Source organism: Amycolatopsis stemonae (genome assembly GCF_054781455.1).
On record NZ_BAAGUJ010000002.1, the window covers coordinates 445224 to 460073 of the forward strand.

Genomic DNA, 14850 nt, shown 5'->3' on the forward strand with positions numbered 1-14850 from the left:
CGAATGCGAAGAACGTCAATGCGTCATTCGGCGGGAACTTCTCCGTGCGGTATACGGTCGACACATGTACGCGATCACCATCCGTGAACCAGGTGAGCCGGAAGTTCTCGAGTGGGCGGAGGTCGCGGATCCGCGGCCCGGCCCCGGCGAAGTGCTGCTGGACGTCGCGGCGAGCGCGGTCAACCGGGCGGACCTCCTGCAGCGCCAGGGCCACTACCCGCCGCCGCCCGGCGCCAGCGAAACCCTCGGCCTCGAATGCTCCGGCACGATCGCGGAGCTCGGCGAAGGTGTCGAAGGCTGGAACGTCGGCGACGAGGTCTGCGCGCTGCTCGCGGGCGGCGGCTACGCGGAGAAGGCCGTCGTCCCGGCGGGGCAGCTGCTGCCGGTGCCGGGTGAGGTCGGGCTGCTCGCCGCGGCCGGGCTGCCCGAGGTGGCGTGCACGGTGTGGGCGAACGTCGTGATGCACGCGAAGCTCGCCGAGGGCGAGGTGCTGCTCGTCCACGGCGGCGCCGGCGGGATCGGCACGCACGCCATCCAGGTCGGCAAGGCGCTGGGCGCGACCGTCGCCGTCACCGCGGGCTCGGCGGAGCGGCTCGAGCGCTGCCGCCAGCTCGGCGCCGACATCGTGATCAACTACAAGGACGAAGACTTCGTCGAGGTCCTCAAGAAGGAGACCGGCGGCGCGGACGTCGTCCTCGACAACATGGGCGCGGCCTACCTCGGCCGCAACGTCGACGTGCTGAAGCCCGACGGCCGTGTGGTGATCATCGGCATGCAGGGCGGGGTGAAGGGCGAGCTGAACGTCGGCGCACTGCTCGGCAAGCGGGCCGAGGTGTTCGCGGCGGGCCTGCGGTTCCGGCCGCTGGAGCAGAAGGCCGCGATCGTCGCCGACGTGCGCGAGCGACTGTGGCCGCTGGTCGAGCAGGGCTCGGTGAAGCCGGTGATCGACCAGGTGGTCCCGATGGCCGAAGCCGCGTCCGCGCACCGCGCGCTCGAAGAGGGTTCGATCTTCGGGAAGGTCCTGCTGGCGGCGAAGTCCTAACGCAGTTCTTCCAGCACGCGCACGAGCTGGTTGATCTCGAAGACGTTGGAGTAGTGGGCGAGCCCGATCCGCACGGCGCCGCCCACTTCTCCGACGCCGAGCGACGCGAAGACGCCGGCCGTGCCGTCGTCGGCGAAGGCGCACAACCCCTGTGACGCCAGGTATTCCGCCACTTCGGGTGCCTTCTTGCCCGCGACGGCGAAGGCGAGCGACGGGATGCGGCGCATCGCGTTGCCGATGACCATGATGTGCCGCAGCGAAAGCAGTTCCGTCGACAGCTGCGCGAGCAGCCCGGCGTGGTACGACTTCGCCGAGCCGAGCGAGGTGACCAGGCGCTCGCGCCGCGACCCAGTAGCGGCGTCGTCGAGGCCCGCGAGGTAGTCGATCGACGCGATCAGCCCGGCCAGCAGCGGGTAGGCGTGCGGGCCCAGTTCGAGGCGGGCGGCGCCGCGCGCCATCGGGTCGAGCGAGACCGACGGGATCCGCTCGATCAGCTCGGGGTCGCGGAAGACGAGCGCGCCCACCGACGGCCCGCCCCACGCCTGCGCGGACACGACCATGACGTCCGCGCCGAGCGCGTTGATGTCCAGCGGCAGGAACGGCGCGGCGTACGTGGCGTCGACGACGACGAGCGCGCCGACCCGCTTCGCGAACTCGATGATCGTCGGGACGTCCGGCCGGGTGCCGACGGACCCCGAGGCGAGCGTGACCGCCACGGCCTTCGTGCGCGCCGACACGAGCTGCTCGTACTGCCACGCGGGCAGCTCGCACGTCTCGATGTCGATCTCGCCCCACCGCACGACGGCGCCGACGCGCTTCGCGGCGCGCTGCCACGGCGCGAGGTTGGCCTGTTCGTCGAGCCGGGAGACGACGACCTCGTCGCCGATGGTCCAGCGCTCGGCGAGCGCGTCGCAGAGGCGGCGCAGCATCACCGGCGCGCTCGGCCCGAGCACGACGGCGGCCGGGTCGGCACCGACCAGGTCGGCCACGGCCCTGCGGGCCGCGGTCACGATGCTTTCCGCGCGCTGTGAGGCCGGAAACGCTCCGCCCGGCCCGGACACCGGGGCGCGCATCGCCGTGGACACGGCCGAAGCGACCTGTTCCGGGACCAGCATTCCGGCGGCGCCGTCGAAGTGAATCCAGCCGTCACCCAGCGCGGGAAAGAGCCCACGGATACGAGCGACGTCGAACGCCATGGGGACACCGTACGGACGTGCGGTTTCGCCGCGCGCCCGGGGTTGGGTGGAGAGCCACCGCGAACCCCGATTCCCGCTACGCTCGGAGACGGACGCCCCGCGCGTGTCGCGGAGCGTGGCGAACGCGACCCAGGATGGAGCACATGACCGAGCCGAACTTCACTGCGGGTGACGCGGGCCAGGAATCTTCACCCCACGTGGTGGTCGTCGGACCGGACGGCACACCGGTGGGCGCGGCGAAGCTGCCCACGGAGGACAACGCCGAGTCGGTCGGCGACCTCGTCGAAGAGCCGGCGAAGGTGATGCGGATCGGCACGATGATCAAGCAGCTGCTGGAAGAGGTCCGCGCGGCCCCGCTGGACGACGCCTCCCGCAACCGCGTCCGCGAGATCCACCAGACCTCCGTGAAGGAGCTGGCGGCTTCCTTGGCCCCGGAGCTCCAGGACGAGCTGGAGCGCCTGGTCCGCCCGTTCACCGACGACTCGACGCCCTCGGACGCCGAGCTGCGGATCGCGCAGGCCCAGCTGGTCGGCTGGCTCGAGGGGCTGTTCAGCGGCATCCAGACGGCCCTCTTCGCCCAGCAGATGGCGGCGCGGGTCCAGCTCGAGCAGATGCGGCGCGGCCTGCCGGCCGGCCCTTCGGCGGCCGGGCACGGGCACGAGCACGGGCCGGGGATCTCGGGCACGGGCCAGTACCTCTGACGACGGCCCCGGGGTTGTCCACAGACCGGCGGGCATGTGGACAACCCCTGTGGACAACTAGCGGGTCCGGAAGAACGCCCGCAGGTCGCCGATCAGCGCGTCCGGCTCTTCCAGGGCCGCGAAGTGCCCGCCGCTCTTGAACTCGGTCCAGCGCACGACGTTGTCGGTCCGCTCCGCGAGCGCCCGGACCGGTAGCCCGATGTCGTCCGGGAAGACCGCGACGGCGGTCGGCACGGTGTTCTCCGGCGGCGGCGCGCCCCACCCGCCGGTCAGCGCCGCGTACAGGCGGGCCGACGAGTTCGCCGTCTCCGTGAACCAGTAGATCGAGACGTCGGCCAGCAGGTCGTCGCGGTCGATCAGGTCCTCCGAGGTGTTCGAGAACGACCGGAACTTCTCGGCGATCCACGCCAGCTGCCCCGCCGGCGAGTCGTGAAGACCGTACGCAAGCGTTTGCGGCTTGGTCGCCTGGATCATCGCGTAGCCCGTGCCGGACATCGAGAACGCGCGTCCCTTCTCCAGCGAACGCCGGCCCAGCTCCTGGTCGGGCAGCCCATCCAGGTCGGCTTCGGTCCGGACGACGGCCGAGGCGAGCATCGTCACGTGGATGCCGGTCACGCGCTCCGGGAACCGCACCGCCAGCTCGCGCGAGATGATCGCGCCCCAGTCGCCGCCGTGGGCGCCGAACCGCTCGTAGCCCAGGCGGGTCATCAGCTCCGCGAAGGCCCGGGCGATCCGGTCCGGCCCCCACGCGGTTTCCGGCGTCGGCCCCGAAAAGCCGTAACCGGGGATCGACGGGACGACCACGGTCAGCGCGTCCGCCGGGTCGCCGCCGTACGCGCGCGGGTCGGTCAGCGGCCCGATGACGTCCAGGAACTCGACGACCGAGCCCGGCCAGCCGTGGGTCAGCAGCACCGGCTTCGCGTCCGGTTCCGGCGAGACCACGTGCAGGAAGTGCACGGTCGTCCCGTCGATCGAGGTCGTGAACTGCGGGAACGCGTTGAGCCGCGCCTCCTGCGCCCGCCAGTCGAAGCCCGTCCGCCAGTATTCGGCCAGCTCACGCACGTAGTCGACGGGCACCCCGAGCCGCCACCCGGCATCGGCGGGCTGGTCGGGCCAGCGCGTGTTCGCCAGCCGCGCACGGAGGTCGTCGAGGTCGGCCTGCGGGACGTCGATCCGGAACGGCGTGATCTCTGAAGTCATGAGTCCACGGTAGGAACCATCGCGGACAGATCCGGTCCTCGATCCCTAGCGGCTCGGGCACACTTCGAGTTCGCCGGCGGGCAGGGCGTGGTCGCAGTCGAAGCGGGCGCGCAGGTCCGCCGCGACGTCGGCGGGCAGGCGGTCCACCGTCAGCCAGGACGGCTGCACCACCAGGTACCGGGCGTCCGTGTGCTCGTAGCAGCCGAGGTTTTCGCGGTAGCTCTCCAGTTCCCGGACCGCCGGGAGGTAGGTGCCGCGCTGGACGAACACCGGGGCCGGGTAGCGGCAGTCGGCCGGGTTGCCGACGAAGTACGCCATGTCGCCGAAGGCCAGGTACAGCACCGGCGTATCGGCACCGATCCGGTCGCGGACCGGCGCGATCAGCCGCTCGTCGAGCTGCGCGGCCGCGACGCGCTCGGCGTTCGTGTAGTCCGCGTGGATGCCGTCGAACGAGTAGGGCGCGGCCGGCCAAACCGGCACGACGAGCACCGCGAACGCGCCGAGCACGGCGAGGATCGGCCACGTCCGGGCCCGCCCCTTGAGCGAGAGCACCGTCGCGATGGCCACCACTGCCACCAGCGCGCCGTAGACGGGCGTCCCGTGCGCGAGCCGCCACTCCGGCGTCGCCGCCGAAACGAACGGCACGCCGACGCCGAGCACGACCGTCGCCAGGACCAGCGCGCGCGGCGGGCCGCCGTGCTCCGCCGACCACCGCGCGACGGCCAGGCCCCACAGCCCGGCGGCGAACGGCACCAGCGCGGCGAGGTGGTACTGGAACCACTGCGCCTGGAGCACCACCGCGGCCAGCACGACGACGACGGCGGCCGCGGGGAGGACCAGCCAGCCGATCCGGGCACGCCGCCCGGGCGCCAGCCGCACCAGGAGCACGACGCTCACCGGGAGCAACGCCACCATCGGCACCGCGATGGCCTCGTTCAGGACCGTGCTGAGCAGCGCTTTCGCGTCGCCCAAGTGCAGGCCGCGGCTCAGCGGGCTGTCGCCGTTCAACCGGGACAGCTCCCCGAACCACCGCCACTCGCGCGGCTCCACCAGCACGCTCACCCCGAACAGGCCGAGGCAGGCCACACCACCGAACGCGCCGGTGAACACGGCCCGGCGCCGGTCGAGCACCGCGAGCACGCCGAGCGCCACCACGGCCGTCGGCAGGGTCGTGTACTTGACCAGCACGGCCAGGGCGAGCAGCACACCACCGGCCGCGGCGGCGGGCAGCGTCCGCCGGAAGAAGAGCGTGCCGCCGATCGCGCCGGCGGCGAACACGGCGGCCAGCCACTCCGGCTGCAGGAAGTCCCAGTTCGGGGCCAGCGCCAAGGCCAGCCCGGCGGCCGCGGCGACGGCCGTGGCCTCCCCCGCCGGGCGGTAGCGCGCCAAGCCCGCGCGGAGCAGCACCGCGACCAGCAGCACCAGCACCAGGGCGCCTGCCCGCACGACGGCTTCCCGGCCGACGTCGGGCAGCGCGGACGCGGGGTCGGCCAGCGCGAGCACCAGCCGGTAGGCCATCGGCCGGTGGACGAAGACCTCGGCCGGCGCGAACCCCGACCGTCCGGCCGTTTCGAGCGTGCCCAGGACGAACCGCACGTCGTGGTCGAGCCCCGTCCAGACGACGGTGAACACGAGCGGCACCAGGAACAGCGCGCCCCACCACGAGGTCGGACGTCCTGGTGCGGTGAGCCGGCTCAGGCCCCGGCCTCGGCGCGGGCGCGGAGGGCCTCTTCGACCCGGGCCAGCCGCTCTTCGTACTTCGAGACCGCCGCGAGGCGGGCGCGGATCCGCGCGTGCTCGGCACGGACCTCCTCGGTCTCGTCCGGGGCGTATTCGATGCGGTCCGCGGCCCGCGTGATCGATCCGGGGCGTTCGAAAGCCGCGACGCGCGCCTCGAGGGCGGCGAGGTGGGGGGCGAGCCGGCGCTGCTCGTCGTAAAGCCACTTCACGTGGCCGTCGAGCTCGGCGGCGGCGTCCTTGACGTCCTTGATCTCCTCGCGCACGCCCGCGAGGTCCTCGCGCAGCGCGTCGAGCTCGGGCCGGAGCCGTTCGAACGCGATGGTCTCGATCCGCGGGCGCATCCGCCCGAAGACCGGCCGTCCGGCGGCGCGCACGAGCCCCTTCGCCCGCGAAACCGCGCCCTGAAATTCGCTCACTGCACTATCTCGATTCTTCCGGAGTCGCGCCACGAGCTCAGCAACCGCGATTCGGCGCTGAGCCGGTGTTCCGCCGTCACGCCGACCTTGCCGCCCCAGGCGTGCTCGAAATCGGTCTGGTCCGGCCGTTCCAGGATCGACACGCCGGTCAGGCGCACGGTCGCCTCGGGGAACAGCCTCTTGCACAGGTACGTCACCAGGGTGCCGGTCGTGGCCCACACGTGCTCATCGGTCGCGAGGCCGAGCCGGCGCGAGAGCGGCAGCACGTACTGCCGGTTGGAGATGGGCACGAACCCCAGGTCGGCCGGCCACCAGTCGGGCAGGAACTCGGGTTCCCAGAACAGCCGGCCCGGCTCGGCGAGCAGGTAGAGGCGCGAGGTGTAGTCGGCGAAGGTGTACGGCGAGACGATGACGCCGCGGTGGATGACGACGACGTCGGTGCGCGTGCCGTACGCCGGCGCGGCGTCCGGCTCGTCGAGCGCGAACGTCGTCATCCGGATGACGAGGTCGCTGCTGTCGATCAGCTCGGCGCGCGCGGCGTCGGGGGCCATCGGCGCGTTCCCCACCACGGTGACGGTGCGGACCTGTTGGCCACGGCCGTACGCGCGCAGCAGCTCCCGAAGCATGGAGTCGGCATCACCCTCGTCGAGTCCCGACGTGTCGTTTGCGAACTGAGTCCGGTTCATTGCTTCCTCACCGACTTGTCCGGGCGCGTGGCGACCCTGCCATTGACCGGGCCGCCGTCCGGCGGCAGTCGAGCAGACGGACAATAGCTGACAGACCGATGCCATCACCCGGAAGGGGTGCAGTGTGACCGCGCTGGCCGTCGTCCCCGCGAGGGGTGGCTCCGTGGGGCTGCCGGGCAAGAACCTGGCGCTCTTCCGGGGCCGTCCACTGGTCGCGCACACGGTGCACACGGCGGTCGCGGCCGGCGTCACCGACGTCGTCGTGACGACCGACGACCCCGGGATCGCGGCCGCGGGGGCCGCCGAAGGGGCCAGGACCGTCGAACGGCCCGCGCACCTCGCGGACGCGACCAGCCGCACCCTCCCCGCGGTGCTCCACGCCCTCGACGCGCTCGACGTCCCGGACGCCACCCTGGTCTTGCTGCTCCAGCCGACGTCGCCGCTGCGCACCGCGGCCGACATCGCCGAATGCCTCGAAATCCACGCCGGCCGGCCCAGCGGATCGGTGGTCCAGATGTGCCGGGCGGCCGACCACCACCCGCTCAAGGTGTGCCTGGAGACGCCGGACGGCGGCATCGCCCCGGTGCGGGAGTGGGCCGACCTCGAAGCGCCGCGCCAGACCCTGCCCGCCGTGCTGCGCCCCACCGGCGGGATCTACCTGGTCCGGGCCGGCGACCTGCGACGGCACGAGCGGTTCTTCATCCCGGAGGTGCGGCCGCAGTTCGTGCCGGTCGAGCGCGCGATCGACATCGATTCGGCGGCCGACCTGGTCCTGGCCGAACAGCGGGCCGCGGCCCACGGCTGATCAGCGGTCGACGAAGGCCTTGTAGAGGGACGGCCGCCACAGCTCGTCGCCTTCGAGCAGCTCGACGATGCGCCGGTGCGCGCCCGGCTCGCCGAACGCGGTGTGCGGTGCGCACCGGCCCATCGCCCTGGCCTTGCCGATCCCGGCGAGGACCGCCTCGGCGGTCGGCTCCACCGACAGCACGCTGGGCGCGACCGCCCGGTTGCGCTGGCGGGTCCCGACCGTGACCGACGGCGTGCCCAGCACCGGCGCCTCCCGGACCCCCGCGCTGGAGTTCCCGAGCACGACCGCCGCGTGCTTCATGAGGGTGATGAAGTACTCGAAGCGCATCGACGGCAGGCGCACGAACCGCGGGCCCGCGAGCCGGTCGAGCTCGCTCCGGATCTCGCGGCAGCCCTCGTCGTTGTTCGGGTCGATGACCACCCAGTTGCCCTCGGCGAGCACCGCGTCCACCACGGCGGCGGCGTTGCGGCGGTTGAGGTCGCGTTCCGTGGTCACCGGGTGCAGGGCGAGCAGGCCGTAGTCGGTGAACGGGATCTCGTAGTGCCGGCGGACCTCGTCGAGGTCGGGCAGGCGCGGGGACGTCAGGACGTCGACCTCGGGACTGCCGACGACGAAGATCCGGTCCTCCTCCTCGCCGAGCTGCAGCAGCCGCCGCCGGGCCTGCTCGTTGGCGACCAGGTGCACGTGGGCGTGCTTCGACAGCGAGTGCCGGATGACGTCGTCGATCGTGCCGCTGACCTCGCCGCCCTCGATGTGCACCACGCGCACGTTCGCCAGCGACCCGACGATCGCGCCCGCCAGGGCCTCGACGCGGTCGCCGTGCACGACGATCGCGGCGGGCTGCTCCTCGTGCACGAGCCTGGCCAGCGCCTGGACGGTGTTGGCCAGCACGAGCGCCATCGGCTCGTCGACGATCTGGTTCGGGATCAGGTGCAGCCGCTCGAGGCCGGCCAGCTCGATCTCCCGCACCGTGTAGCCGTAGCTGCGCAGCATGTGCATGCCGGTGACGACGATGCGCGCCGACAGCACCGAGCTCTTCTGCACCGCGAGCATGACGTCCCGCAGCTTCCCGAAGTCGGCGCGCGTCCCGGTGAGGAACAGGACCTCGCGCCGCTCCGCCTCAGCCAAGGTCCGCCCAGCTCACCTGCGTGTTCGCCGGCAGCGCCCGCGAGACGGCCCGGCCGAGCAGGCTTTCGTAGTCCTTCGCCTTGATCTCGCCGGTGCCCGGCCGCTTGACCCAGATGTTGTCGGTGCTCAGCGCCTCGCCGGCGGCGACGTCCTTCGTGGTGACGACGCAGGCGTACGCGAAGTCGATCGTCGGCTGCTCCTCGGCGAGGATCTGCTTCGACCCGCCCCGGGCCGCGTGGATCAGCCGGGACCCCTCGACGAGCTGCTTGAACTCCGCCGGCGTCGACGACACGGGGATGTCCGGGCCCGGCCAGCTCATGTCGGAGGTGAAGTGCCGCTCGAGCACCGACGCGCCGAGCGCGACCGCGCCCAGGCACGGGTAGATCGTCACCGTGTGGTCGGAAAGCCCGAGTTCGGCGTCGGGGAACGCGGCGTGCAGCTCGGCGAGCGCGCCGAGCCGGACCTGCTCCGGCGGCGTCGGGTACAGCGACGTGCAGTGCAGCAGCGCGAAGCCGACGCCGGCCTCGCGCAGGATCTCGACCGCGGGGGTGATCGACGCGATGTCGTTCATCCCGGTCGAGAGGATCACGGGCTTGCCGAACGACGCGACGTGCCGGATCAGCGGGTAGTTGTTGCACTCCCCCGAGCCGATCTTGAAGCCTTCGACGCCGAGCTCGGCCAGGCGGTCGGCCGCGGCCCGCGAGAACGGCGTCGACAGGAAGACCAGGCCGCGCTCCTCGGCGTGCGCCTTGATCTCGCGCTCGTCCTCGGCGGTCAGGGCGACGCGGTTCATCATGTCCCAGATCGGCTCGTCGGCGTTGCCGGGCACGACGTCGTTCGGGATCATCTCGTCGTCGACGACGTGGGTCTGGATCTTGACCACCTGGACGCCGGCGTCCGCGGCGTCGTCGACCATCTTGTGCGCCTTCTTCGGGTCACCTTCGTGGTTGATCCCGATCTCGGCGATCACGAGGGGCGGGTGGTCGGCACCGACCGGGTGCTCGCCGAGCGTGAACATGAAGACCTCCGGGTCGCTGCGTGCTGCGGGCCGTCACCGACCTTATCCCGTGGTCCGCCGGGGCGGCCCCGCCCGACCCGAGTGCCCTCTCAAGACGCCGCTCATCCCATCGGTACCCTCGTCCACGTGCATGCCACCAGCACGGTCCAGGCCGCGAACTCACCCTTAGCGTCGTCGTCGGTGCCGCCGGCGTCGGACAGCAAGACGTTCGCACGTGCCTTCGCCGACATCAAGGCCGGTTTCCGCGCCCGCGAGCTCTGGGGTCACCTCGGCTGGCAGGACATCAAGCAGCGCTACCGCCGGTCGGTGATCGGGCCCTTCTGGATCACGATCAGCCAGGCCGTCCTCGCGCTCGGGCTCGGGCTGCTGTATTCGCAGCTGTTCAAGCTGCCCGTCGAGGTGTTCCTGCCCTACATCTCCACCGGCTTCATCATCTGGGGCTTCATCAGCGGGTGCCTGTCCGAGGGCATGGAGACGTTCATCGCCAACGAGGGGCTGATCAAGCAGCTCCCGGCGCCGCTGAGCGTGTACATGCTGCGCACCGTGTGGCGGCAGACCCTGATGCTGGCGCACAACATGATCGTCTACGTGGCCGTGCTGGCGATCTTCTTCGGCGCCCTCAGCAAGCAGTACTCGCTGCTGGGTGACGGGACGTGCATCCCCAACCACATCTGCCACCCGGGCCTCAGCTGGAACATCCTGCTGGCCATCCCCGGGTTCCTGCTGCTGGCGATCAACGCCGCCTGGGTGACGCTGCTGTTCGGCATCATCTCGACCCGCTTCCGCGACATCCCGCAGGTCGTGAACTCGCTGATCCAGCTGCTGTTCTACGGCACGCCGATCGTCTGGCCGGTCGACCAGCTGATGAGCGGCGGGTCCCGGGAAGGCGTGTCGTGGATCCTGCCGATCGTCAAGGCGAACCCGCTCTACCACTTCATGCAGGTGGTCCGCGCACCGCTGCTCGGCCAGGAGTTCAGCATCGGCAACTGGATCGTGGTCGGCTCCATCACCGTCGTCGGCTGGGCGCTCGCGCTCGTCGCGATGCGCAACTACCGTGCCCGCGTCTCCTACTGGGTGTGACACATGGTTTCCATTGACGTCCACAACGCGTACGTCGACTTCCCGATCTTCGACGCGAAGACGCGGTCGATGAAGAAGCGCGTCCTGGGCAAGGTCGGCGGCAAGATCGGCACCGAGTCCAAGGTGCCGATCATCGAGGCCCTGCACGACGTGACGCTGAACCTGCGCGAGGGCGACCGCGTCGGCCTCGTCGGGCACAACGGCGCCGGCAAGTCCACGCTGCTGCGGCTGCTCGCGGGCATCTACGAGCCGACCCGCGGCTCGTCGCGGATCCAGGGCAAGATCGCGCCGGTCTTCGACCTCGGCATCGGCATGGACCCGGAGATCTCCGGCGAGGAGAACATCATCATCCGCGGTCTCTTCCTCGGCATGACCGCCAAGGAGATGGAGAAGCGGGTCGACGACATCGCGGAGTTCACCGAGCTCGGCGACTACCTGCAGATGCCGCTGCGGACGTACTCCACGGGTATGCGCGTGCGGCTGGCGCTGGGCGTCGTCACCTCGATCGACCCCGAGATCCTGATCCTCGACGAGGGCATCGGCGCGGTCGACGCGGCGTTCCTCAACAAGGCGCGCGACCGGCTCAAGGACCTGGTGAAGCGCTCCGGGATCCTGGTCTTCGCCAGCCACTCGGACGAGTTCCTGTTCGAGCTGTGCGACTCGGCCATCTGGATGGACGAAGGTCACCTCAAGCAACAGGGCTCGCTGCGGGACGTCCTCACGTCGTACAAGGGGCGTGACCCCTTCGACAACATGAGCCAGGAAACCCTGGAGCGGTTCGGCATCGAGCCGGCGGCGACGAAGAACGGCGGGGAATGATGACCAGCGAGACCCGGCAGCTGCCCGACGGCGCGGTCGTCGGCGTGGTCGTCACGCGGCACCGGCGCGAGCTGCTCACGGACTCGCTGAAGGTCATCGCGGCCCAGACGCGGCCGGTCGACCACCTCGTGGTGGTCGACAACGGGCCGGACGACTCGGCCCGCGAAGTCGTCGAGAACTACCCGCTGCCGCACACGTACCTGCCGTCGCACCGGAACCTCGGCGGCGCGGGCGGGTTCGCGCTCGGCATGCTGCACGCGCTGGCCCTCGGCGCGGACTGGGTCTGGCTGGCCGACGACGACGGCCGCCCGGCCGACGAGAACGTGCTGGCGACCCTGCTGGCGGAAGCGGAAAAGCGGAACCTGGCGGAGGTTTCGCCGGTGGTGTCCAACATCGACGCACCGGAGAAGCTGGCGTTCCCGCTCCGCCGCGGCCTGACCTGGAAGCGGTCGCAGTCCGAGCTGGGCGTGGACTTCCTGCCGGGCATCGCGTCCCTGATGAACGGCGCGCTGTTCCGCGCGTCCACTTTGGACGTCGTCGGCGTGCCGGACCTGCGCCTGTTCTTCCGCGGTGACGAGGTCGAGCTGCACCGCCGGCTGGTCCGCTCCGGCCTCCCGTTCGGCACGTCCCTGAAGGCGAAGTACCTGCACCCGGACGGCTCGGACGAGTTCAAGCCGATGCTGGGCGGCAAGTTCCACGCCCAGGACCCGGAGAACGCCGTCAAGCGGTACTACACCTACCGCAACCGCGGGTACCTCCTGTCGCAGCCGGGCATGCGGAAGATCGGCGCGCTGGAGATCGTCCGGTTCGGACTGTACTTCGTCGGCGTGAAGCGCGACCCGAAGGCGTTCCTGCAGTGGCTGAAGCTGGTGCGGCAAGGCCGGGCGGAGAAGTTCTACCGCTACTGAGCGAAACGGCCCCGGGTTTCCCCGGGGCCGTTTTCGTTGTCCCTTATTCGCCGATGACCGGCGGGGCGGTGCGCAGGTCCGTCCCGAAGACCTCGTCGGGGTCGCCCTCGACCAGGTACGTCGGCCGCGAGTGCTCCGTGTCCTCGTCGCCCTCGCCCTTCTGGCCGCGGCCCATGCCGCCGGCGCCCATGCCGCCTCGCCCGGCCGCGCTGCCCGAGCCGAGACCACCCATGCCGCGCCCGGCGGCCGCCTCGGCCGCGCCGATGCCACCCGGCCGGGCCGCGCCCGACGCGGACCCCGCGCCCGTCGCGTTGCCGGCGCCGCCCGAGCCGCCGGGGCCGAAGCCACCCGCGCCGCGTCCTCCGCCGCCGCCACCGACCTTGGAGTTGTAGGCCTCGTCGCCGCCGAAGTTCATGCCGCCGCCCATCGGCATCGGGCTCATCGGCGGCATGCCCCCGAAGCTCTGGTTCGGGTTCGACGTCGACCCGCTGGGGATCGAGCCCGGCGTGAAGCCGGACGGCGTCGTGGTGCCCGCCGGCAGCAGGCCCGCGCCCGTGGTCGAACCGGGACCGGAGAAGTGCGGCGTCCCGGTGGAGCCGGGAACGTTGCCCGTGGCGAAGTTGCCGGACCCGCCCGGCGTGTTCACCGAGCCGTGGCCGGGCACGTTCACGCCCGACGGGTTGTTGCTGCCGTTCTTGTCCCCGCCGCCGTTGGGGTCCCCGGAGCCGCCGGGATTGGTGAAGCTCGGCGGCGGCGCGAACTCCGGCTGCTTCGACGCGGCCTCGTAGAGGCTCTTGTCGTAGGTCGACATCACGCCGGCGGCCTGGGTGTGGGCCTCCTGGCTGTCCTTCTGCTTCTGGATGGACTTGTCGACGTTGTCGGCCAGGTTGAACGGGTTCGACGTCGCCCAGGACTTGAACTCGTCACCCCAGCTGAACGGGATCGGCTCGGGCATCGCGTTCTTCGCGGTCTGCGCGGCCGTGCCCTGGTCGTAGACCGTCTCGGACGCCAGCCGGGCGTTCTGCGAGTTCGCGTCCGACCACTTGCCGAGGCTGGTGAAGTACGACTGCGCCCCCTCGGCCGCACCGCCCTCCCAAGTGCCCTTCGACTTGCTGACGGCTTCGCTCATCGCGGTGCCGAAGCCCTCGAAGGCCTTGTGGACGTTGAAGTAGGCGGTGGAGACGTCGGACACCTGCTGGACGTTGAGGTTGTTGTCCAGGAACTCCTTGAGCTGGGTGTGCTGGTTGCCCATGTAGTCCGCATCGGACGGGCTCAGCCCCGACACGTACTGGACGTCACGCCCCTGCGTGCTGTCCTTGACGTTCTGATCCCCGACCTGGTGCGACTGCTGACGGCCCTTCGCCTGCTCGAACCACTGCTTGAACATCCCGAACCAAGGCGCATTGGGATCAACCCCGTCTCGCGCCTTCTGGTCGAAGTAGGCATCCCGAGCGGCCGGCGAGAGGTTCTGGATCTGCTCGTTGGTGAGATCCGGGGACTTCTGCCCTGGCGGTGTCTGTCGCGTGGTCATCAGGATCCCCTTATCCCTTCGGCAGCTTCGGCTCGACCTTGTCGGCGACCTGCGAGGCGAGATCGCAGGCCTTCGTCGCGTCCGTCGAAGTGGCCAGGACGTCGACACGAGCCGCGGTTCCCACCGCTAGGGCAAGGGTGCATCCCGCCGGCGGAGACGGCGCCTGGACGGCCTTCCGGCCGTTCACGTTGCCTGTGGTCTTTCCGCCGCCCGCATCGTTCACGGAGTCGATGCCCTGACTGTCCCGGATACCGACGCTGACGCCGCCGGACTCGTCGCTCGCGGTGGTGATGAGCCGGAGGTACGAGCAGAGACGGGCCCCGCCGAGCTCCTTCTGCTCCGGCGCCTTGAACTGGCCGAACGCCGAAACGTCCGTGGCGGTCAGCAGCTCACACGGGTTGAGCGACGCCGTCGTCGCGGCACCGGACGACGGGTCCGGCGCGGCCGACGACGAGCCCTGCGACGCGGGCGGGCTGCTCGCGGGTGAGGCGGTGCCGCCCTGGGTGCCGGTGCACCCGGCCAGCAGCAGACCGCCGGCGGCGAGCGGCAGAACAACGCGTGCGAAAAGTTTCGTCAT

At 71.1% G+C, this 14850-nt stretch carries 15 protein-coding genes; 6 read left to right on the top strand and 9 right to left on the bottom strand.

From position 1 onward, the window contains the following. Window positions 1-64 precede the first annotated feature (64 nt). A complete protein-coding gene (locus tag ACYVLJ_RS08315) occupies window positions 65-1042 on the top strand; it encodes an NAD(P)H-quinone oxidoreductase (RefSeq protein WP_451971480.1) in 978 nt (325 codons plus the stop codon). Here ACYVLJ_RS08315 and ACYVLJ_RS08320 read toward each other — a convergent pair. Continuing rightward, window positions 1039-2238 (bottom strand): cysteine desulfurase-like protein, encoded by a 1200-nt coding sequence (locus tag ACYVLJ_RS08320; protein WP_451971477.1) that lies wholly within the window; start codon window positions 2236-2238, stop codon window positions 1039-1041. The two genes, ACYVLJ_RS08315 and ACYVLJ_RS08320, sit on opposite strands and share 4 nt — an antisense overlap. 134 nt (window positions 2239-2372) lie before the next feature. Between ACYVLJ_RS08320 and ACYVLJ_RS08325 the strand changes: the two genes are divergently transcribed. Further along, window positions 2373-2939: a bacterial proteasome activator family protein gene (locus tag ACYVLJ_RS08325; RefSeq protein ID WP_451971474.1), complete on the top strand. Its 567-nt coding sequence runs from the start codon at window positions 2373-2375 to the stop codon at window positions 2937-2939. 57 nt (window positions 2940-2996) lie between these two features. Here ACYVLJ_RS08325 and ACYVLJ_RS08330 read toward each other — a convergent pair whose 3' ends face one another. The 4 genes from ACYVLJ_RS08330 to ACYVLJ_RS08345 are packed head-to-tail and all read right to left on the bottom strand — an operon-like array spanning window position 2997 to window position 6921. Continuing rightward, window positions 2997-4139 carry an epoxide hydrolase family protein gene (locus ACYVLJ_RS08330; protein WP_460438245.1) on the bottom strand — a complete coding sequence of 381 codons (1143 nt, stop codon included), beginning with the start codon at window positions 4137-4139 and terminating at the stop codon, window positions 2997-2999. Between the two features lie 45 nt (window positions 4140-4184). Further along, window positions 4185-5780 (bottom strand): hypothetical protein, encoded by a 1596-nt coding sequence (locus tag ACYVLJ_RS08335; protein WP_460438246.1) that lies wholly within the window; start codon window positions 5778-5780, stop codon window positions 4185-4187. A 53-nt stretch (window positions 5781-5833) separates the two neighbouring features. After that, entirely contained in the window at window positions 5834-6295 is a 462-nt protein-coding gene (locus ACYVLJ_RS08340) for a hypothetical protein (protein WP_451971467.1), read from the bottom strand. Next, entirely contained in the window at window positions 6292-6921 is a 630-nt protein-coding gene (locus ACYVLJ_RS08345; RefSeq protein ID WP_451971464.1) for a hypothetical protein, read from the bottom strand. Before ACYVLJ_RS08345 ends, ACYVLJ_RS08340 begins: the two co-directional genes overlap by 4 nt. Window positions 6922-7105: 184 nt before the next feature. On the opposite strand from ACYVLJ_RS08345, the gene ACYVLJ_RS08350 reads away from it, so the two are divergent. Further along, window positions 7106-7786: an acylneuraminate cytidylyltransferase family protein gene (locus ACYVLJ_RS08350; protein ID WP_460438247.1), complete on the top strand. Its 681-nt coding sequence runs from the start codon at window positions 7106-7108 to the stop codon at window positions 7784-7786. Here ACYVLJ_RS08350 and neuC read toward each other — a convergent pair whose 3' ends face one another. Both neuC and ACYVLJ_RS08360 read right to left on the bottom strand, forming a co-directional pair. Next, a complete protein-coding gene (neuC, locus tag ACYVLJ_RS08355; protein WP_451971458.1) occupies window positions 7787-8917 on the bottom strand; it encodes a UDP-N-acetylglucosamine 2-epimerase in 1131 nt (376 codons plus the stop codon). It abuts the gene before it with no gap. Beyond that, window positions 8910-9935, bottom strand: coding sequence for an N-acetylneuraminate synthase family protein (locus tag ACYVLJ_RS08360; RefSeq protein ID WP_451971455.1), 1026 nt, complete (start codon window positions 9933-9935; stop codon window positions 8910-8912). The genes neuC and ACYVLJ_RS08360 overlap by 8 nt, the downstream gene beginning before the upstream one ends. Window positions 9936-10061: 126 nt before the next feature. On the opposite strand from ACYVLJ_RS08360, the gene wzm reads away from it, so the two are divergent. From wzm to glfT1, 3 genes are read left to right on the top strand one after another with little or no spacing between them, the layout of a single operon-like run. Next, on the top strand, window positions 10062-11015 hold the full coding sequence (wzm, locus tag ACYVLJ_RS08365; protein WP_451971451.1) for a galactan export ABC transporter permease subunit Wzm/RfbD: 954 nt from the start codon (window positions 10062-10064) through the stop codon (window positions 11013-11015). Window positions 11016-11018: 3 nt separating this feature from the next. After that, window positions 11019-11834 carry a galactan export ABC transporter ATP-binding subunit Wzt/RfbE gene (gene wzt, locus ACYVLJ_RS08370; RefSeq protein WP_451971449.1) on the top strand — a complete coding sequence of 272 codons (816 nt, stop codon included), beginning with the start codon at window positions 11019-11021 and terminating at the stop codon, window positions 11832-11834. After that, complete coding sequence (gene glfT1 / locus ACYVLJ_RS08375; protein WP_451971446.1) at window positions 11834-12742, top strand: galactofuranosyltransferase GlfT1; 909 nt, start codon at window positions 11834-11836, stop codon at window positions 12740-12742. The genes wzt and glfT1 overlap by 1 nt, the downstream gene beginning before the upstream one ends. 43 nt (window positions 12743-12785) lie before the next feature. Here glfT1 and ACYVLJ_RS08380 read toward each other — a convergent pair whose 3' ends face one another. Together ACYVLJ_RS08380 and ACYVLJ_RS08385 are read right to left on the bottom strand one after the other, a co-directional pair. Beyond that, window positions 12786-14273 carry a hypothetical protein gene (locus ACYVLJ_RS08380; RefSeq protein WP_460438248.1) on the bottom strand — a complete coding sequence of 496 codons (1488 nt, stop codon included), beginning with the start codon at window positions 14271-14273 and terminating at the stop codon, window positions 12786-12788. Window positions 14274-14283: 10 nt separating this feature from the next. Further along, window positions 14284-14850 carry a DUF3558 domain-containing protein gene (locus ACYVLJ_RS08385; RefSeq protein ID WP_460438249.1) on the bottom strand — a complete coding sequence of 189 codons (567 nt, stop codon included), beginning with the start codon at window positions 14848-14850 and terminating at the stop codon, window positions 14284-14286.